The organism is Azoarcus taiwanensis (assembly GCF_012910885.1).
In the GTDB taxonomy this organism is placed as follows: domain Bacteria; phylum Pseudomonadota; class Gammaproteobacteria; order Burkholderiales; family Rhodocyclaceae; genus Azoarcus_F; species Azoarcus_F taiwanensis.
This window is the reverse complement of sequence record NZ_WTVM01000074.1, coordinates 1-19,714: the sequence shown is the minus strand read 5'-3', so window position 1 is coordinate 19,714 and position 19,714 is coordinate 1. Positions and strand designations below refer to the sequence as shown.

At 61.6% G+C, this 19,714-nt stretch carries 19 protein-coding genes; 8 read left to right on the top strand and 11 right to left on the bottom strand.

What is annotated here, in order from left to right:
• The 3 genes from GPA21_RS12615 to GPA21_RS12605 all read right to left on the bottom strand — a co-directional run.
• A partial coding sequence (locus GPA21_RS12615; protein ID WP_168988504.1) for a DUF294 nucleotidyltransferase-like domain-containing protein occupies positions 1-1,562 on the bottom strand: 1,562 nt, incomplete at its 3' end.
• A gap of 137 nt (positions 1,563-1,699) precedes the next feature.
• Positions 1,700-3,106 carry a PhoH family protein gene (locus GPA21_RS12610; RefSeq protein WP_168988503.1) on the bottom strand — a complete coding sequence of 469 codons (1,407 nt, stop codon included), beginning with the start codon at positions 3,104-3,106 and terminating at the stop codon, positions 1,700-1,702.
• Positions 3,107-3,135: 29 nt separating this feature from the next.
• Complete coding sequence (locus GPA21_RS12605) at positions 3,136-3,600, bottom strand: peroxiredoxin (protein ID WP_168988502.1); 465 nt, start codon at positions 3,598-3,600, stop codon at positions 3,136-3,138.
• A gap of 216 nt (positions 3,601-3,816) precedes the next feature.
• On the opposite strand from GPA21_RS12605, the gene GPA21_RS12600 reads away from it, so the two are divergent.
• The gene (locus GPA21_RS12600) at positions 3,817-4,611 is read left to right on the top strand and encodes an undecaprenyl-diphosphate phosphatase (protein WP_168988501.1); all 795 of its coding nucleotides are present in this window, start codon (positions 3,817-3,819) and stop codon (positions 4,609-4,611) included.
• 8 nt (positions 4,612-4,619) lie between these two features.
• On the opposite strand, the gene GPA21_RS12595 is transcribed toward GPA21_RS12600, so the two are convergent.
• Entirely contained in the window at positions 4,620-4,991 is a 372-nt protein-coding gene (locus GPA21_RS12595) for an Mth938-like domain-containing protein (protein WP_168988500.1), read from the bottom strand.
• Between the two features lie 158 nt (positions 4,992-5,149).
• Here GPA21_RS12595 and GPA21_RS12590 point away from each other — a divergent pair, with 158 nt between their 5' ends.
• From GPA21_RS12590 to GPA21_RS12580, 3 genes are all read left to right on the top strand, one after another.
• Entirely contained in the window at positions 5,150-6,448 is a 1,299-nt protein-coding gene (locus GPA21_RS12590; RefSeq protein WP_422614209.1) for a pyridoxal phosphate-dependent aminotransferase, read from the top strand.
• Positions 6,449-6,543: 95 nt separating this feature from the next.
• A complete protein-coding gene (locus tag GPA21_RS12585) occupies positions 6,544-7,854 on the top strand; it encodes a homoserine dehydrogenase (RefSeq protein ID WP_168988499.1) in 1,311 nt (436 codons plus the stop codon).
• Positions 7,855-7,974: 120 nt separating this feature from the next.
• Positions 7,975-9,018, top strand: a complete 1,044-nt coding sequence (locus GPA21_RS12580) for a DUF3080 family protein (protein WP_168988498.1) — start codon at positions 7,975-7,977, stop codon at positions 9,016-9,018.
• Positions 9,019-9,306: 288 nt separating this feature from the next.
• Here the strand turns inward: GPA21_RS12580 and GPA21_RS12575 are convergent, their stop codons facing one another.
• Entirely contained in the window at positions 9,307-10,902 is a 1,596-nt protein-coding gene (locus GPA21_RS12575; RefSeq protein ID WP_168988497.1) for a 4-hydroxyphenylacetate 3-hydroxylase family protein, read from the bottom strand.
• 72 nt (positions 10,903-10,974) lie between these two features.
• Here GPA21_RS12575 and GPA21_RS12570 point away from each other — a divergent pair, with 72 nt between their 5' ends.
• A complete protein-coding gene (locus tag GPA21_RS12570; RefSeq protein ID WP_168988496.1) occupies positions 10,975-11,652 on the top strand; it encodes a TetR/AcrR family transcriptional regulator in 678 nt (225 codons plus the stop codon).
• A 430-nt stretch (positions 11,653-12,082) separates the two neighbouring features.
• On the opposite strand, the gene GPA21_RS12565 is transcribed toward GPA21_RS12570, so the two are convergent.
• From GPA21_RS12565 to GPA21_RS12550, 4 genes are read right to left on the bottom strand one after another with little or no spacing between them, the layout of a single operon-like run.
• A complete protein-coding gene (locus GPA21_RS12565) occupies positions 12,083-12,484 on the bottom strand; it encodes a GNAT family N-acetyltransferase (RefSeq protein WP_168988495.1) in 402 nt (133 codons plus the stop codon).
• Between the two features lie 32 nt (positions 12,485-12,516).
• On the bottom strand, positions 12,517-13,200 hold the full coding sequence (locus GPA21_RS12560; RefSeq protein ID WP_168988494.1) for a class I SAM-dependent methyltransferase: 684 nt from the start codon (positions 13,198-13,200) through the stop codon (positions 12,517-12,519).
• The gene (locus GPA21_RS21280; protein WP_339379900.1) at positions 13,197-13,703 is read right to left on the bottom strand and encodes a DUF6544 family protein; all 507 of its coding nucleotides are present in this window, start codon (positions 13,701-13,703) and stop codon (positions 13,197-13,199) included. Before GPA21_RS21280 ends, GPA21_RS12560 begins: the two co-directional genes overlap by 4 nt.
• A complete protein-coding gene (locus tag GPA21_RS12550) occupies positions 13,684-14,628 on the bottom strand; it encodes an Acg family FMN-binding oxidoreductase (RefSeq protein WP_246261936.1) in 945 nt (314 codons plus the stop codon). The genes GPA21_RS21280 and GPA21_RS12550 overlap by 20 nt, the downstream gene beginning before the upstream one ends.
• A gap of 409 nt (positions 14,629-15,037) precedes the next feature.
• Here GPA21_RS12550 and GPA21_RS12545 point away from each other — a divergent pair, with 409 nt between their 5' ends.
• Together GPA21_RS12545 and GPA21_RS21275 are read left to right on the top strand one after the other, a co-directional pair.
• A complete protein-coding gene (locus GPA21_RS12545) occupies positions 15,038-15,508 on the top strand; it encodes a helix-turn-helix domain-containing protein (protein WP_168988492.1) in 471 nt (156 codons plus the stop codon).
• A gap of 18 nt (positions 15,509-15,526) precedes the next feature.
• Positions 15,527-16,228: a helix-turn-helix domain-containing protein gene (locus tag GPA21_RS21275; protein ID WP_168988491.1), complete on the top strand. Its 702-nt coding sequence runs from the start codon at positions 15,527-15,529 to the stop codon at positions 16,226-16,228.
• Here GPA21_RS21275 and GPA21_RS12535 read toward each other — a convergent pair whose 3' ends face one another.
• Positions 16,229-16,630 carry a VOC family protein gene (locus GPA21_RS12535; protein ID WP_168988490.1) on the bottom strand — a complete coding sequence of 134 codons (402 nt, stop codon included), beginning with the start codon at positions 16,628-16,630 and terminating at the stop codon, positions 16,229-16,231. It abuts the gene before it with no gap.
• A gap of 165 nt (positions 16,631-16,795) precedes the next feature.
• Here GPA21_RS12535 and GPA21_RS12530 point away from each other — a divergent pair, with 165 nt between their 5' ends.
• Positions 16,796-17,995, top strand: coding sequence for a MerR family transcriptional regulator (locus GPA21_RS12530; RefSeq protein ID WP_168988489.1), 1,200 nt, complete (start codon positions 16,796-16,798; stop codon positions 17,993-17,995).
• A gap of 458 nt (positions 17,996-18,453) precedes the next feature.
• On the opposite strand, the gene GPA21_RS12525 is transcribed toward GPA21_RS12530, so the two are convergent.
• A complete protein-coding gene (locus GPA21_RS12525) occupies positions 18,454-19,242 on the bottom strand; it encodes a type II CAAX endopeptidase family protein (RefSeq protein WP_168988488.1) in 789 nt (262 codons plus the stop codon).
• Positions 19,243-19,714: the final 472 nt, after the last annotated feature.

The window sequence follows — 19,714 nt, the reverse complement described above, 5'->3', positions numbered from 1 at the left end:
ATCGTGCCGTCGTCATCAAGCACGAAATCACGGATGCGGCCGAGTGGTGGTCCGACGCTGATCGCGTTGCCGGCCATCATCCGAAGGAATGCCGGATTACGGCTGGTGGTCTTGTTCAGCCAGGCGCGCAGTCTGTCGCCAAGACGTTCGTTGCCAAGGATGACCCGGAAGTCAAAAAAGATGGAGGCGTTGAGCAGTGCCTGAGGATCGGGTTCGCCTATCCAGCTATCGAAGCGAGATTGCCATTCACGTGGCGTCAGGCAAAGCTCCGGGTTGCTTGCCATGATGTTGCCTTTGCATAACGGAAAACCGCAGGCGGCGAGTGTCTTGTTCACGCAGCCGGCGAAAGCGAGCAACCGTTGTCGCAGGGGTTCGCGCGCGCTGGCGTCGTCGCAGACGAAGATCAGGCCATTATCCTGGTCGGTGGATAGTGTCTGCTCGTGTCGCCCCTCGGAGCCGAAAGCCAGCCAGGCCAGGTCAACACCCTGCAAGTCGTGGCGTTCGACTTCGAGCCGGATGATTCTGCGTGTCAGCGCGTCGTTCAGTGCGGAAATAAACTGTGTGAGCTGTTCGGAACCGATGCCTTGAGCGACGAGATTCAAAGCAAGCTGGCGGATGTCGTCGCTGGCGACGTGGAATGCTTCAGGGTCCGCCGCGCTCTCGATATTCGCCCTGACCTGTCGAAGGCTGACACGTTGCAGTGCGAACAGGTCTCGTTCGGACACCACACCTCTCAGGCTGCCATGACTATCGACCACCAGCAGATGGCGAACGCCATGGGTGGTCATCTCGAGTACCGCCTCGTATGCCGACGCCGTCGCGCTCAGCGTGTGAGGGCCTGCGGTCATCAGCTCGACGATGGGCTTTTCGAGATCGAAACCCGGCAGGATAACGCGCGGCAAAAGGTCGCTCTGGGTGAGTACGCCGAGTGGCCGGGTGGCGTCATCGACTACGACCAGGCATCCCAGGCGATGCTGAGCCATGATCTCCAGCGCAGCGCGCGCTGACATTTCCGGCTGGACGTGAATGGGTTCCTGCTTGATGAGTTCGGACAGCGTCGCTGCCATCGTCTGCTGTTCGGCGGCTCGCTGAGAGAACGCCGTTTGCAGTTGCTGGCGCGACTGGTTGAGCAGGCTGGCGATGTACTGCGTGCAGAAGAGGTGAAAGACCGGGCTCATCCGCATCAGCGCATGGAAGTCATCGGCCGGTAGCTGGAAGATGAAGCTGTCCTCGAGCGCAATGTAATGATTCGTCGAGGCACGCTGTGCCGAAATCGCGCTGATCGGAAAGCATTCGCCCGGCCCGAGAGCCATTGTCGCCAGCTCCAGCCCCGGTGTTGAGGTCGCCGGACGCGACTGAACCTTGCCGCGCTGGATGATGAAGAAATGCTCCGGCGTGCCCATGGCGGGACTGAGTACGGCGCTGCCCGCGAGATGATAGGCAAGGTGCACCCGCTCGGCCAGGAAGGTCAGCGCCTCAGGTTCCATCTGGTTGAACGGCGCGAACCGTTTGAGGAAATCAGAGCTTGCGCCGGTAAGCAGTTCCGGTGCTGTGGCGGGCATGATGTGGTCCGGTACCAGCGTTAAAATCTTATTATAACGCCGCAGTCGTCAGTCCTCGTGACCGCACGTCATCCACCTTTGAGAATGACGTGCGATTAGCTCCTGTGCCCATTTGCCATGGTGGCGGAGAACAGGTTTCAGAGCACCTCTGCTGCGTGGTCCGCCAGGCGTGAGCGCTCGCCGCGCTGCAGGGTGATGTGGCCGGAGTGCGCCCAGCCTTTGAAGCGGTCTACGACGAATGTCAGTCCGGAGCTGCCCTCGGTGAGATAGGGCGTGTCGATCTGTGCGATATTGCCCAGACAGACCACCTTGGTACCGGGGCCTGCACGGGTCACCAGCGTTTTCATCTGCTTTGGTGTGAGGTTCTGCGCTTCGTCAATGATGAGGAACTTGTTGATGAACGTTCGCCCGCGCATGAAGTTCAGGCTCTTGATCTTTATGCGCGAGCGGATCAGGTCGCGAGTCGCCGCGCGGCCCCATTCGCCGCCTTCACCGGTGGTGCCATTGAGTACGTCGAGGTTGTCCTCCAGCGCGCCCATCCACGGAGCCATCTTCTCCTCTTCGGTGCCTGGCAGAAAACCGATGTCTTCGCCGACCGGCACGGTGACCCGGGTCATGATGATCTCCGAGTAGCGCTTGGTCTCGAGCACCTGGGTCAGCGCGGCAGCGAGTGTGAGCAGCGTCTTGCCGGTGCCGGCCTGCCCAAGCAGGGTGACGAAGTCGATCTGCGGGTTCATCAGGAGATTCATCGCGAAGTTCTGTTCACGATTGCGCGTCGTGATTCCCCAGACGCTGTTCTTCGCATGACCGAAATCGGTCAGTGTCTCGAGCAGTACGCGCTTGCCTTCCTTCTCCTTGACCCAGACTTCAAGCGGTGTCGGGGCGTCCTGGTACAGGAACTCGTTAAGCAGAAGGTCGCTGCAGATACCGCCTTCGATGCGATAAAAGGTGTGCCCTTCCTCCTTCCATGACTCCATGCCTTTCGCGTGCTTGTCCCAGAAGTCGGCCGGCAACTCCCGGGAGCCGGTGTACAGCAGGTCGCTGTCCTCGAGCACCTTGTCGTTGAAGTAGTCCTGTGCCTCGAGACCCAGTGCACGCGCCTTGATGCGCATGTTGATGTCCTTGGATACGAGAATCACCTCGCGGCCGGGATAGCGCTGGGCGAGGTGCATGACCACTGCCAGGATCTGATTGTCGCCCTTGACCGTGGGCAGTGCCTCCGGCAGCTCATACCTGATCGCTTCGGCCTGGAGAAACAGCTTGCCACTCGCCATGCCCCGGGATGGCTCATGCAAGGGGATGCCGTCTTTCAGGTCCTCGGTGGCGGAGGACACGATCTCGTCCATCATCCGGCTCGCCTGACGTGCGTTCCGGGCGACCTCGGACATGCCCTTCTTGTTCGAGTCCAGCTCCTCGAGCGTCATGATCGGCACGAAAAGATCATGCTCCTCGAAGCGGAAGAGGCTGGTCGGGTCGTGCATCAGGACGTTGGTGTCGAGCACGAAGAGCTTGTTGTCGTAGGTGCGGGGCTTGCGCTTGGGCATGAACTGGCTCCGGTAGGGTTCGCGGCTTCTCAGAGGGATTGCACGAAGGCGAGCACTTCCTCGGCGTGGCCCGGCACCTTCACGCCGCGCCATTCACGTGCGATTCGGCCCTCGGCGTCGATGACGAAGGTGCTGCGTTCGATTCCCCGAACCTGTTTGCCATACATGTTTTTCATCTTCATGACGCCGAAGGCTTCGCAGGCGACTTCATCGGCGTCCGAGATGAGCTCGAAGGGCACGCCGAGCTTGGTCTTGAAGTTCTCGTGCGACTTCATTCCGTCGCGCGAGATGCCGAACACGACGCAGCCGGCGGCCGTGAAGGCTGCATGGTGGTCACGGAAGGCGGCAGTCTCGTTGGTGCAGCCGGGCGTGTTGTCTTTTGGGTAGAAGAACAGCACCACCTTGGCGCCGCGCAGGGCCGAGAGTTCGACCGTCGTGCCGCTCGTCGCCGGCAGGATGAAATCGGGAGCCGGGGCACGGGTATTGTCGTTCATTCTGTCTCCTTGGCTGAAAGGGCGGGTCCGCCGGACCATTGCCTGCCGATGTTTGCGGATGCGTTTGCAGCGTAACGGAGTTGTCGTTGCTTTGACAATCAGGTGGCCAATGCGATCCGACGCGCGCACGGGGTGTGCATGGCATTGCTGCTGCGTTGCACAAGTCGATGGGCTATCATCACCGGCTTTGGCCGAGGCTTTCCGGACACCAATCCCGTGGATTTCTTTCAAACGGTTTTTCTCGCCCTGGTTCAGGGCATCACCGAATTCCTGCCGATCTCGAGTTCCGCACACCTCATTCTGGTGCCGGTACTCACCGACTGGCCTGACCAAGGGCTGGCTTTCGATGTGGCGGTCCATCTTGGATCGCTGGTTGCGGTCATCGTGTATTTTCGCCATGAATTGCTGCGAATGACGTTGGCCGGCCTGGGATCTTTTCGGGGGCAATGGAACAGCGATGCGCGACTTGCCTGGGCGGTGGTACTCGGCACGATCCCGGTGGTGCTCGCGGGTTTGTTCGCAAAGTCCTACATCGAGACCGTGCTGCGCAGTCCGCTGGTGATCGCGACGACGGCAATCGTCTTCGGCCTCGCCCTGTGGTGGGCGGACGTTACGGGGCGGAAGGTGCGTACTGAAGACACCATCGGTTGGCGCACGGCGCTGTTCGTTGGTGTCGCGCAGGCCATCGCGCTCATTCCGGGTACCTCGCGCTCCGGTATCACGATCACCGCGGGGCTGATGTTGGGCCTGACCCGGGAGGCGGCAGCGCGTTTTTCCTTTCTGCTGTCGATTCCGACGCTGATCGCAGCCAACGTGTTGATCGCGCGAGACATCGTCCGCGAGCCGGGTGACATCGACTGGACGATGACGCTGCTGGGCGCGGCGGTTGCCGGCATCAGTGCGTACTACTGCATCGCCTTCTTCATCCGCCTCTTGTCGCGCACCGGTATGTTGCCGTACGTGATCTACCGGGTCGTTCTCGGCTTGTTTCTGTTCTGGGTGTTCTGGTGAGCGAGGGCTCAGTCGAACATCAGCGCGGCCAATACCGCGCGCCCTTCGCCTGCGAGCACATTGTAGGTGCGGCAGGCGGCCGGCAAGTCCATGATCTCGAAGCCGATACCTGCATCGATCAGCGGGCGGAGCAGGGCGTGCGGCGGAAAGCGCAGCCGGCTGCCGGTGCCAACTAGAACGACTTCGGGCGACCACTCCAGCAGGCGCGAGAAGTCTTCGGCGACGAGCCCGTCGAAGCCGGAACCCGCCCAGCCCTCGGATACGGCCGACGGCGTCACGATCAGATTGCCGTCATGGCGTACTTTGTTGATCATGAGGTGGCCGGCGCCATAGCCAGTAACCAGATTGAGGTTGGTTTGGGTGTCGAGATGGAGCTTCATGCGGGAGGTCCGGGGTGTCGTGCGGCGCGATCGTTGAGCAGGGAGCGATTGCTCACTTTCCAAAATTGCTGCAGGCGCAGCACTCCGTTACCATTATAGTCTTTTGCATCGTTCGCCCGAGTTCTGCGGCGCGACATGTGTTACGAGGACAATGAGCCATGAGCGTGACCAACAAGCTGCAGCTCGCGCCGGTGACGGTGGTCGAGCCCGACAAATGCGCCGAAGTCGCCATGCGTGCAGTGCGCAAGTCCGCCAAGCTCGCGGATGTGTGTTACGACATTCGCGGTCCGGTCCTCGCTCGCGCCAAGCAGATGGAAGACGAAGGCCACCGAGTGGTCAAGCTCAATATCGGCAATCTCGCACCGTTCGGTTTTGAGGCGCCGGAAGAAATCGTCGTCGATGTCATTCACAACCTGCGCGACGCTTCGGGCTACTCGGACTCCAAAGGGTTGTTCGCCGCACGCAAGGCGGTGATGCATTACACCCAGCAAAAGAACATTGCCGGGGTTGGCATCGAGGATATCTATCTCGGCAACGGCGCCTCAGAGCTCATCGTGATGGCGATGCAGGCATTGCTCAACAACGGCGACGAGGTGCTCGTGCCGGCACCCGACTACCCGCTTTGGACCGCGGCCGTCAGCCTTGGCGGGGGATACCCACGCCATTACATCTGCGATGAGCAGTCCGGCTGGCTACCGGATCTCGACGACATCCGTCGCAAGATCGGGCCGAGCACGCGTGCCATCGTGATCATCAACCCGAACAACCCGACCGGGGCCTTGTATCCGGACAGCTTTCTGAAAGAGCTCGTCGAGATCGCGCGGCAGAACCAGCTCATCGTGTTCGCCGACGAGATCTACGACAAGATGCTCTACGACGGGGCCAGCCATACCTCGATTGCCTCGCTCGCCGATGACGTGCTCTTCGTCACCATGAACGGTCTGTCGAAGAACTACCGTGCCTGTGGCTATCGCGCCGGCTGGATGGTCGTCTCCGGCGAAAAGCGCCATGCGCGCGACTACATCGAGGGGCTCAACATGCTGGCCTCAATGCGTCTGTGTTCGAATGTGCCGGGCCAATGGGCTATTCAGACGGCCTTGGGAGGCTATCAGAGCATCAACGAACTGATTGCGCCTGACGGCCGCCTGACCCGGCAGCGTGATCTCGCCTGGCAGCTCATCAGCGACATCCCCGGGGTCAGCTGCGTCAAGCCGCAGGCCACGCTCTACCTGTTCCCACGCCTCGATCCCAGGATCTACCCGATCGAAGACGATCAGCAGTTCATACTGGAACTGCTCGAGGCAGAGCGGGTGTTGCTGGTTCAGGGCACCGGCTTTAACTGGGTCCAGCCAGATCACTTCCGCCTGGTCTTCCTGCCGCACGAAGACGATCTGCGCGATGCGATCGGCCGCATTGCGCGCTTCCTCGAGCAATACCGCAAGCGCCATGGCACCTGAAGCCGTGCTCAATGGCATGCACGATGACGTAGGGCGACTCCTGGTGGAGCACCGGGGTCGTTGTTCAGCAACTCTCTAACTGGCAAGCTCAATTCATGAAACCGATCAATGTGGGTCTTCTCGGTATCGGCACCGTTGGTGGCGGCACGTTCAACGTTCTCAAGCGCAACGCGGAAGAGATTACCCGCCGTGCCGGCCGGCCGATTCGCATCGTGACCGTGGCCGACAAGAACGTCGAACACGCGCGCAAGGTCGCGGGCGAGGGCGTGAAGATCACCGACGACGCCTTTTCGGTGGTCACCGACCCCGAAATCGACATCGTCGTCGAACTGATCGGCGGCTATGGCGTGGCACGCGAGCTGGTTCTGAATGCCATCGAGAACGGCAAGCATGTGGTCACCGCCAACAAGGCCTTGCTGGCGATGCACGGCAACGAGATCTTCGAGGCCGCGCAACGTCGCGGCGTAATGGTGGCCTTCGAAGCCGCGGTGGCCGGCGGTATTCCCATCATCAAGGCCTTGCGCGAGGGCCTCACCGCCAACCGCATCGAGTGGCTGGCCGGCATCATTAACGGCACCACCAACTTCATCCTGTCCGAGATGCGCGACAAGGGCCTGCCCTTCGCCGAGGTGCTCAAGGAAGCGCAGGCGCTCGGCTACGCAGAAGCCGACCCCACCTTTGACATCGAGGGGGTGGACGCCGCGCACAAGGTCACCATCATGAGCGCGATCGCATTCGGCGTGCCGATGCAGTTCGGCGCCGCTCACGTCGAGGGCATCACCCGCCTCGAGGCCACCGACATCGCCTACGCCGAGCAACTCGGCTACCGCATCAAGCTGCTCGGCATCGCCAGGATGCGCGAGGAGGGGATCGAGCTGCGCGTGCACCCGACCCTGGTGCCGGAGAAGCGTCTCATCGCCAGCGTCGAGGGCGCGATGAACGCCGTGCAGGTGCAGGCCGACGCAGTGGGCTCTACGCTGTACTACGGCAAGGGTGCCGGCGCCGAGCCGACGGCCAGCGCGGTCATCGCCGATCTGGTCGACGTCACCCGCCTGCACACCGCCGACCCGGAGCATCGCGTCCCGCATCTGGCCTTCCAGCCGGATCAGGTGCGCGACCTGCGCGTGCTGCCGATCGAGGACGTCATCACCTCGTACTACCTGCGCATGCGCGTCGAGGACAAGCCCGGAGTGCTCGCCGACATCACCCGCATCCTCGCCGACAGCGAGATCTCCATCGAGGCCCTGCTGCAAAAGGAAGCGGAGGAGGGCGAGTCCCACACCGACATCATCATGCTCACCCACCGCACCGTCGAGCGCAACGCGAATGCAGCGATCAAGCTCATCGAGGCCTTGCCGGTGGTCAAGGGTGCGGTCACCCGCATCCGTATGGAGAGCCTCGAGTAAGCGTTCTGCCGCACGCACGCCGACAACGGGCCCTTGCGGCCCGTTGTGCGTTTACGGCGCGCTCGCGAACCAGTGGCGCGGGGGTGACGTCGAACGAACATTGAGTCCAGCAAAACGGCCATGCGCATCATCGCCCTCCTGGTGGTTTCGTTCGTGCTCGCGGGCTGCGATCCTTTCGCACAGCCCGAGTCGATGCTCGACGAATACAACCTCCGGCTCGCCCGGGTGCTGGAGGTCGAGGCGCAGCTCACGCCGGTGCCCACCGCGCCCGAGTTTCCGCGCATGCGCGAGAGGGTGCGCGAGATCGAACCGATCAGCGTCAGCATGCTGGATTTTCTGGGCCTTTATGGCTGCGAACTCCAGCACGTGGTCGGAGAGCGCAACTCCACTCTCGGCCGGGTCGCACACCCGGTCAGCCGGCTGGACTACGAGCGCCGCTTCATCCTCGCGGCCGACGAGTGCGTCGCAATCATCGAGCGTGAGGCGCTTGCGGAGCGTCTCGTCGAAGTCAATGCGCTGAAGCGAGAATCACTCGTCGATGCCGCCTGGAACGCGGTATGGGGCAGCCGTGAAATCGAACACCACTTCACCCGCTCCCGTGGCCCGTTGCCGGTGCGCATGGACCGCAACCGCCTCAGCGAAAGCGTAGAGAACAACAAGCTGCTCGAACACCGCATCCGTGCCTTGCTTGAGGGAGATCTCGAGCAGGATCTGGAGGCACTCGACGCCGTCTATCAACGCTGGCTCAACGATGCACTGGCCGGGCAGGGCGTGCGCAGCGCAATCCTGGTGGCCACCCGGCTGGACGACGCCACCCGCCTGATCGAGCAGCGTCTGGGCGAGCGACCGCTGTGCATCCAGGGTCGGGCCAACCGCCAGGCCGAGATCATGCGCAACATGTTCGGCTCGGTCTACGCGGCCGAAGTTCAGCCCTATCTCGCCGACGTCCAGCGTGTGCGCCGCGAACTTTTCCCCCCGTTGGGCGCGCTGGCTGTCCTTGGCGACCGGCGCGCCAGCGATACCTTCCACCGCTTTATTGCGGCCGTGCTGGATGAAAGCAGCGAGCACAACCACTGGCAGGTCTTCGACCAGGCCGTCGCCCGTCACACCCACGCCTGGCAGGCACTGCTCGGGCAGTGCGGCATGCGGCCCGGGGTGCATTGATACACCGGCATGACAGGAGAGCCTGATCGGACTGTGCTGGTAGAGCGTATGGCGGAAGCGCCACTTGTCATCGGGCTGCAGAGGGATAACCTCGCAGCTTCAGGCTGATGTCTATGTCGTCGTGTCGACCGCTTCGACACGACCTTCTCTCGAGTCGAAAAACAGGCGATTTCGCGTTTCTTGCCCGTGTGACCGTCGAGACAATCAGACCGCCGTTCCAAGCGCCGCTCTCATGATCAACGATCGCTGCCGCTCTTCCGCTTTAAAGCCTGGAGCCGGCAGCTTCGATCACGTGGGCTTACTCACTTTCGGCAGATCGACCATGAAGGTCTGGCCCGGCTGACTGCACCCGGCGTCACAGCAGCGCCCAGGCTGCTTGTTCTTGCTGATCGCCCGCGTGTCGTCGGCCAGCACGCCGCGATCCAGCAAGCGCTCGACGAGCTCGACCTTGTTGCCCACCGGATAGTGACGCCAGATCTCCTGCTTCAGCGCGGTAGGCGAGCCACCACCATGCAAGCTGATCAGCGAATACCAACCGCCCTGATAGGAGGCGGTGAGATCCTCGATGAAGCGCGACACCTCGATCCGCTTGTCGTAGGGGATGGCCGGGTTGGCGCGCAGGACCTCCGCGAGCGTCGCCGCTGTCGCCGGGTTGTGGTCCTCGTCGGGCCCGGGCAAGGCGACGATCAGACCCCCGGAGACTTCGTGTGCGAGCCGGTGCATGTCGTAAATCTGGGTCGATAGCAGCAGCTTTCCGATGTTCGAATACACCGGCTCGGGCATGAAGGTCTTCGAGTGCGCATCCTGTACCGCATAGACACTCGCCGCCACGCCGCAGGCGTAGAACCCCTCGGTGATCTTGATCAGCTCGACCATCGGGTCGCGCAGGTTGGCCTTCTTGTCCGGGTCGAGACCGTTTGCTTCGCACATCAACGCTCCGGCACCGATCAGCAGGTCGCCGAAACCGGCACGCGCGGCGATGCAGCTGTGGCGGTGGTGGGTCGCATAGTTGTAGGTGATGTCCCCCGAGAACTCCCATTCCCCGGCCAGGAACACCCGTTCCCATGGCACGAACACCTTGTCGAAGATCACCACACCGGTCGATTGGCCATACTTGCGGGAAAAGAGCGGTGCGCCGTGCTCTGGCTTCTCGCCGGGACGTCCGGCCGGCCGGGCGACGATGGTGACACCCGGCGCGTCGACCGGCACGGCACAGCACAGCGCGAAATCCTTGTCGTCGGCGCGCATGTTGCGCGAAGGCATGACCAGGAACTCATGCACGTAGGGTGCGGCGGTGACGATCGCCTTGGTGCCGGTGATCACGATGCCCTTGGCGTTGCGCTCCACCACATGAACATAGACGTCCTGGTTCAACTGCTGGCTGGGGCGCTTGCTGCGGTCGCCCTTGGCGTCGGTCATCGCGATGCCCAAGGTCAGGTCCTCATCCTGGACGTGCTGGAGATAGGCGGCGAACTTGGTGCGATACTCCGTCGAACCTCTGGCGTCGTCGAGCTTCGCCATGGCCTGGCCGATGCCGTTGAGGGCGTCGTGCGCCAGGTAACGCTGCGCGCAACCAGTTTCCTGGCACAGCACGCGGATCGCTTCCAGCTTGTTGAGCAGGTCGCCGGCCGATTCGTTGATGTGCAGCATTCGGTTGACCGTCTTGCCCGACACCGACTGCTTTGCGAGCATCAACGGCGCCAGCGCCGGGTCGTGCGCGAAATCGTAGGTGACTGCCAGGGCGTTGATCCCAGGCTGCAGGGAAGGGGCATCGACAACGGATTCGATCCGTTGTCCATCGACATAGACAGTGGGCTTGTACTTCCTCAGAGACTCCCGATACTCCTGACCGTCCATCAAACCGCTGGTGGGCATGGCTGACATGGCGACTCCTCTGGCTGTGTGTTCATGGAATTGAACAGTGTTCAATTCGCAGGTCAGTGTAGAATTTGCGTCATGCCCAAGTCAACGATTGCTCATGACGAAGGAGCTGGTGCTCGCACGACGCCCGGCGAACCGCGGGCGCGCCGCGAGCGTACGCTCAATGAGGCGCGCCGCACGCTGATCCTCGATGCTGCGCGAGCTGCGTTCTTCGAGCTCGGCCTGGATGGCGCGAGCTTGCGCGAGATCGCCAAGCGGGCGGGCTATACCCCAGGCGCCATCTACAGCTACTTTGCCAATCTGGAAGAGATCTATGGCGCCCTGCTGGGCGAATCCCTGCAACGCCTGAACGCGGTTGTCGCTGCCGCCGGTGTGCGTTCCGGCGCGCCCGCTGAGCTGTTGCGGGCCAAGGCCCGCGCCTTCTACACCTTCTACCGCGATAACCCGAAGGAGCTGGACCTCGGCTTCTACCTGTTCAATGGGGTCAAGCCCCGAGGGCTGACGCCCGAGCTGAACCAGACGCTCAACGAACAGTTGATGGCGGCCCTGCGCCCCATCGAGTTGCAGCTCACGGCATCGGGCCTGTGTGCCGACGAGGCCATCGCCGAGACCACAGCTGTGTTCGCGCACATCGTTGGTGTGCTCGTGCTGAACAACACCGGACGCATACGCCTGTTCAAGCAGAACCCAGACGCGCTCTTCGATGGCTACATGGACGAACTCCTCGCACGCCTGCCTGCACCGCGCACCTGAGCACATGCAGACACCCTGAGAGGGGCTTGCGCGCCGCAGCAGCTAAGGGTTTGCAGTCGGCAGACTTGCACCTGTGGCCGTGCATATGGCACGGCCTCGATAGCGCAATCAGTCTGCCAACCTACCGTGGGCGTCGGAGGTTTGGAGGCCTCGGTCCAGCCAACTACCGCCGTTCGATGGTTCCAGGAAGCAGCCACCTGAAAGACTTCTGAATACGAAAACATGCCACAAGACCAACTCACACAACTCAGCCGGTGCTGTCAATCGTCATCGACTGCCTGTGCAGCCGCAATGCGCCGGTTAGCTGTCGCTCACTCGCTTGGTTAAGTGGAGCGTCAGTTCCCCTACTCGGAGAACTTGCTCTGCCGACCCAGTGGGGTCAGCGACCCGTTTAACACCCGAGTGACCAGAGACATAGCAAACTGATCGTTCACAATTCGCGACTCGGATTCCACTCCATGGCAAGTTCCGGAAATCCGGAATGAACGTCCAGTCTGCTCTCAACGGCTCGAAACCCTGCCTTCTCATAGAACGCGACTGCACGCTGGTTCTGTGAATATACGGAAAGTGACAACGCCTGCCGTTTTCCTTTCACGAGATTGAGTAAGCTCCTGCCGTACCCTCGGCCCTCGGCGGACGGAAGGACAAAAAGGGCAGCGAGATGACTTTCCGCCAATGACACGAAGCCGACGATCTCATCGTTACGAACATAGACGTAGCTCTCCGAGCTGGGAAGATAAATCGACTTCATGTCATCGACCCGATCCAGCCAGAACTCATAAGGGATGAAGCAGTGAGCGAGCCTCGACGCCTCTAGCCAAATGTCGATCATGGCGTCAACATCCCCAGCAGTCGCGGCCCGTATCAAGGCGTCACCTCCAGGCGCTTATGCGCCAAACCCGGTTGATTCGTCAGATCCGGTTTCTTGAAATGCATGACGTAGGCAAGACTGTGGCCGAAGAACGCATGCTCCCGGAAACCGACAGAGGTCGCCAGGTCGGCGACGGTGCGGCGAGTCTGGAAATGCGGGTCGAAGATCACCTCGACGATCGCTAGAACGCCGCCAGGTTTGAGGACATTGAACAATTCGAGCAGGGCATCGGTGCGATTGGGGATCTCCCCCAGAACGGTGATCAGGACCGCGCGATCGAAGTGAATGGCCGGGAGCTTTCCGTCGCCGAGCCCCGCTTCGACAAACTCGACATTGGTTAGGTGGGCCGCCTCTGTCTTGCGCCTTGCCCTGGCGAGCATGCCGGTCTGAATATCGAGTGCGACAACACGACCGTCCCGGCCAACGCTTTGGGCAAGTGGCACGGTCAGGCGCCCGGGTCCGCAACCCGCATCCACGACGACCATTCCAGGAGAAAGTCCAAGCGTCTCGACGATGAATGCGGCACGGTTGGTCTTCGTGAATGGGTTATCCAACTCCACGAGCCAACGCAGCCAGACCGGGCACGGCAGACTCTGACGTCGGGAGGCAAGGCGCCACAGGATCGCAACGAGCACCATCGCCAGGATTGGGAGAAGTGCGGAGAAGAAAGATGTCATGACGGAAAGCGTACCGCCCTGAGTCGTGCCTTGAAGAACGGAAAGTACGCGTCGGTGCCGAACAGGTTGCCAGCCTCGACACGGAAGGGCAGGCGAAAGCCTTGGATCTCGCGAAAGTCCGACAGGTAACCGCCAAACGGCTGCAACCGATAAGTCCGCTCGGCGTTGGCGTTGGTCCAGCGCTGAAAGCGTACCTCGACAGGCCGCCCCTCTTCGTCGACGCTCACATCCACACTCTGTGACAGTCCGTTGTGCGTGACGGTGACGCGCGCCGTATCCTTACCCAGCACCTCCCACGCGATGCCCGGCCCCGGAAGCAATGCGGCCGGCGTCCAAAACAACGCCTCGGCAACATAACGGCCAAAGGCCGCACGGGCGTGTCGCGCACCCGCAGAGCAATGAGGGCGAGCAACGCGACCGCGAGCACTGCCAGGGCGAGGGTGAGATACGTCATGGGGCGATTCGTCTCGGGTGTCCGTGCGCTTACAGCAGCACGGTTTCAATCGGGCGCCGCAACGATCTCGGCATCAAAGGGCCGCGCCCGAAGCGGACGACCAGATCGGGCCTGCCGCCGGTCAGCCCAAGAAAACCGGCAAACGCCGGGCGGATGGAGGCCACTTCGACCGGTTGATTCAGGTGCGCATGCCGAATATCGAGCAGCGTGGCCTGTAACGCGAATCGCTGGAACGCGCGGCCGACTTCGATCCATGATGCCTTGTCATCGCGCTCGGAAACGAACACTGCGATACCGGCCGCGCTGCGAACGTGTCGCGAGTATTTGTCATTCTCGGCATCTTCGGTAAAGAAGAGATCGAACATCCGTTTGCCCAACCAAACCGGGACAGAGGGGTTGCCCGACGATCCCGCGAACAGCCCATCACCAGTGCGAACCGCGTGAGCACCATTGAAGCGCACCCAGTCCTTGAGCTCCTGCACGAAGGCGGCATCCCGCATCTGTTCCGTATTGCCTGCGATCACGAATTCGAGCACCTGCTCGACTGCACCGCGCTCGGTGAGCAGCTGCACGCGAACGCCATTGCCCGAGGCGGCTTCCTCCAGCAGTCTCAAGTCCTCGGCAGTTAGCGGTTTGCCATCAAACGCTCCCCGTGTCGATTGCCTCAACGGAATGGCGTTGAACAGGGGCGACCCAACCGGGCGCGCTGGATCGAGGGCAATCGTCACGGATTCGTCGCCCTCCGAATTGAAGGCTACCGTAGATTGAAAACCCCTCGCCGCCGCAGCCTGAACGAGGTTCTCCGTGGCGCAGCCCAGGCTGACGAAAAGGTGATGGTCGTCTGGATCGACGACCGGGCAGCGTCGTTGGAAATCGGGGAGTATCGAGATCGAGCCGCTCTCGACCCGGAAACGCCAGCACTGCGTATTGTGACTCGAAGGCGCGAGCGTCGCGTAACGGACGAGCTCGAGCATTTGGGCCTGATGCGAGCCTGCCTCGCCTGTCGCGTGCCGCCAGGTGCTGTCCACGGAGGCTTGGTAACGGGTACGAGCGATGAGCGAATCAAGCCCGAACCCTGCAACTGCAACGCCTGCGGTGCCCAGTGACGCACCCACGATAAACTTTCTTCTTGACATGATGAAGCGACCGGACAGTAGTGCGGGCCCAGAGCCCTCCCATTGGTAATGATGATACGCTCACCAACGCGATGGCTGCGATAAACAGTGCGTGCGTGAGATTGTCGGTGTCGCCAGGGCTCGTTTCAGCCAACCTCAAGGCGTGCGGAGCCGCTGTCGCGCCCGTGTCGTGGTGCCGTCGTCCTACTGTCGTGGTGCATCGAGGCGTTTCCGGCGATGCTTTCGGGGGTGTTTTCAAGGAATAGCCATGCAGGTCCAAAAGCTCCGGCTACAACGCGGGTGGTCGCAACAACAGCTTGCTGAACTCAGTGGGTTGAGCACGCGAACGATTCAGCGCATCGAGAACGGTCAGACACCGAGCACGGAATCCTTGAAGTCATTGACGTCGGTCTTCGAGATCGACTTCTCCTCTCTGGCGCAGGAGCATGACATGCAGGCTTCAACCTCTTCCGTCTCCAAGGACGAACAGCTCGCCCTTGCCCAGGTGCGCAGACTTCGCCGTTTCCACCTCCAACTTGCGCTCTATGTCGTGGTGATCACCGGGCTGGCCATCGTCAACCTGACCGGTTCATCTGAGCACTGGTGGTTCATCTGGCCCGCGCTCGGCTGGGGGCTTGCCCTGCTGATCCAGGCCGCCTCGGCATTCGAGTTCGCGCCATTTTTCGGCGCACGTTGGGAGCGCAAACAGGTCGAGAAACGCCTCGGACGCAGGCTCTGAACACTACCGGTGCGCGCGGTGAGCCCGATCCTCTGCACCTGGGAAGCGCACTGGCCCATCGGGCACGCCGTTGTGTGGCCCGACGGCTGCCGGGATCTCATCGCCATCCTCGCTCGGGACCAGCCCCCGAAGGTGATCTGCAGCGGGCTCGACGCTGCACCGCGACGTGTCGTCTGTGCGAGCGCAACCCGTTTCGTCGGGATTCGTCTTGCTCCAGGCATCACCGTTCCTTGGGACGAGGATGATCCGGACCGCATTCGTCAGGATGTGGATTTGACGCGCTGTTTTCCCTTGCTCGACCAGTGGTGGGGCGACGCCTGCGCGGGTGAAGAGATTGCGCAGACGCTCAGTCACCACATCGAAGCGACGGCTGGTCCGGCACCGGGCTGGATTGCCGACTACTTCAACGCACTTCGGCACGGCGACCCGATACCTACCCCGGCACCACGAGGACGAAGCTTGCGGCGCAAATTGGTTCAGGCCACCGGTGCGCCGCCGAGATATTGGCAGGGGCTGATTCGGGCGCGCAAGGTCGCGCGGGCGGTGTCACAGTCCGATCACCCGTTGGTCGCGATCGCCGCAGACCATGGGTTTGCCGATCAGGCGCACATGAGCCGCGAAATACGACGCTGGTTCGGTTGCACCCCGATGACGCTTCGCATCGACCGCGAGCAAAGCCTCCCCAGGCTGACCGCACCCGATCTCCTCTGCATTCCGTAACTACTCACGCACGAAGTACGGCTCGAATTCGGGTGCGGGGTCGATGGGGTGATAGCAGTAGACGACGACACCCGAAGGATCGACGACACCAAAGCCGCGATCCCCCCAAGGGTGGTCCTCCAGTGCAATCACCATGGGCAAGCCGGCATCGACCAGCCTGGCGTGGACCTCGTCCGCGTTGTCCACGAGCAGGTTGAAGAACGTGCCACCCGCAAAAGTGATCATGTCATCGCGGGGTACCATCAGGCACAGTTCCGACCCCGCGCCGGATGGATCCAGGCGCAACACCACATACCAACCGCAATCGAAAACGGCTTTGGCGTCGAAATGCGCCTCGTAGAACGCGCGCGTTTGCGACAACGTGCCGGTCACAATGGTCAGGCTGGCGGATCGGATGGTCATGGGTTCTTTTCCCGAAAATCGTGCTTCGATAAGGAGCGCGTCACACCCGCACTCTACCCGGTAGCAACGGGGAGTGTTTTGAACAATTCGGCCAGGATTCGCATCATTCCTAACAGGTAAGTTCCTGCTTGACCTGTCTAGAGCTTCACGGTTTACGCTGTGCTCATGGACAACCTTCGCATCACTGCACTGGGTAGGCGATTCGGTCTCTCGCGCTCGACCCTGCTGTACTACGACCGCCTCGGCCTGCTACGCCCATCCGGTCGCAGCGAGACCGATTACCGCCTGTATTCACAGGCCGACTGTGATCGACTGGCACGCATTTGCGCTTTCCGCGAAGCCGGAGTCAGCCTCGATGACATTGCCAGGCTGCTGGACGCCGACACACCACAGGGTCCGATTCTGGAGCGCCGGCTGCGCGAAATCGGTCAGGCCATGACGGCATTGAAGGCACAGCAGCACGTGATTGCCGGGATGCTGCGAACAGCCGCCTCGGGGCCGGATACGGCAGGGCTGGACCACACGCTGTGGCTGGAACTGCAGCACGCTTGCGGCCTCGACTCGGCGGCACTCAAGCACTGGCACACCGAATTCGAACGCCGCGCACCGGCGGCCCATCACGCCTTTCTCCTGAAGCTCGGACTCAGCGAGAAGGAAGCCACCCAGGTCAGGATGCTGACCCGCAACATCGAGAACAACACCATGTCGATGCACTATTTCTTCGAACTCTTCGAGAGCCTTCCTCGTCAGGGACCCGGCTGTGAAGAAGCCACCCTGAAGGCCTTGAGCCTGCTTGAACACCTGCCCGCCAACCCCGTAGTGCTGGATATCGGCTGCGGCAGCGGGCTGCAGACGCTCACGCTGGCGCGCGAACTAAAAACGAAGATACTCGCCATCGACAACCACCCGCCCCTTTTGCGCCATCTGGATCAGACCGCGACTGATGCCGGGCTCAGAGTGGAGACGCAGGAGCTGTCGATGATCGACATGCCTTTCCCCGCAGAGCACTTCGATCTGCTGTGGGCAGAAGGCTCGATCTTCATCATCGGCCTGACCTGCGGACTGAAGGAATTTCGCAAATACCTCAAGCGGGGCGGCTACCTGGCCTTCACCGAAATGTGCTGGTTCGAGGCCGATCCGCCTGCCGAGATTCGCGCCTATCTCAACCGCGTGTATCCGGACATTCGGTCAATGACCGAGATTTGCGAACTCGCTGCAGAGAGTGGCTATGCGCTGATCGACAGCTTTGAACTACCGACCAGTGCGTGGTGGGACGATTACTACACGCCCATGCTGGAGCGAATTCAAGCACTGAAGAAAAAGAACGCTGGCATCAGCGAGGCCGAAGCCGTGTATGCGGCCTGAGAAGAAGAGGCCGATATGCACCGTCGCCATTGGGCAAGTTACGGCTATGGATTTTTCGTGATGCAGAGACCATGAACAGCCAAGATAGTCAGTTCACGCGCTCGGTTGAGACGAGCAGCAGCCGCCCCGTCGTGCGACCGAGACCGATAACCTCCGACCCACAGAGATCCTAAACGGCATCCCGGCTTCTACGGCTGATGACCGAGTAGACCGACCATTCATGGCGACTGCTCGCCGGCAAGTCGTCGGACTGACCGACCATCGGGTTTTTCCGCCGCCAACAGCAACATCCGGCCGGTCAGCGGTCGCAGCCCCAAAGTATGGTCGAGCGACGGCTTGCAAGCCCGCCTCGATCGGCGCTCGGTCAAGCTCAGCCTGTGATCGTCCGGCAACGTCGACCGGCGCCATCGTGGCGCAAACCGAAACTGCGACGAAGCAGTTGCCCCAAAGCGCCGCCATTATTTCGGCAGTACCTCGGTCACGGCATCCCGACGGGTGAACATCGCCTCCCGATTGAGCCCCACCACCACAATCGCAAGCGCCACGAACAGCCAGTTATCGTATGGTTGCGCGTCTGGCCACAGCGGATTGATCAATTGCAGGTGAAGAAACGCGGGGAGCAAAATGCTGCCGCGCGTGCTGTTGAACAGCGGTGTCACGATGACGCTGACGGCAATCGTACCGGCAAAGAACGGGGTAAACGACCAAGCGCTTTGCGGCATGCCGCTGAGTACGAAGGCCGGAAGATGCCACAGCCCCCAGATCGTGCCCAGCACCAACGCCGCCCAGATCGGCGCCATGCGACGTTGCAGTAGCGGTAGCGCCACTCCGCGCCAGCCGATCTCCTCGACCGGCCCTTTGATGGCCATCAGCAGCAGTGCCAGCAGATAGGGTTGTACTCCTGGAAACGGGAGCAGTGTATCCAAGGCGCCGTCCTTCATGAGCGCGGCCACGTAGAACACCAGCGGCACGCCCGCAATCACCAGAACATACCAAGATAGAGACGCCCGCCATAGCAGAAGTCTCGATAGAAAGCGCTTCGTTCCCGCAAAGCCGTGCCGGTGCAGGACCAGGGTCAACGCTGCGATGGCCGGTGCGTAAACCGCGAGATAAAACAGCGGATGCTCGCCCGAAAGACTGCCGAACGCTTGGGTCATCGGCTCTGACGCGAAGACGTAAAGCGCGAGGATGCCCCAAGCGATCAGAAAGGTGATGGCAAAGAACGGAATCAGATCACTCTGGCGCATAGCCATCACTCAATACGAACTCGCAAGGTTTATAGAATGTGGAACGTGCCACTCTGCCACAGCGCGATCAAGTCGAGCGCAGAACACACACTCTTCGCCCTGGCAATCCAGGTGTAGTGGCTTGCAATCCTAGCGGCCTCGGCTCGCAATCCAGCGCTGCCGGCTCACGCTTTCTGCAATTGACCAGAGTTGCTCTGTCTGAACAGAAAATAGGGCAGACCCAACACTCGGGTCATCCGCCGCCATTCCTATCTCTGCTCAGCGGTCGCCACAGGCCGGACGGCTGATCGGACTCCAACCCGATCGCGAACGGCAGGTGATGGGAAAGAAGCTCAGGGGCATGACCCGGCCATCAGCGGCCGTAAGGCTTTCCCGTCTGAACGTCAGGAGCAGACTGAATCGGGTCGTTCCAAACTACACCAAAACCGGGGGCGATGAATCGACGAACGTGCAGGCACGTTCGCATTCCTTC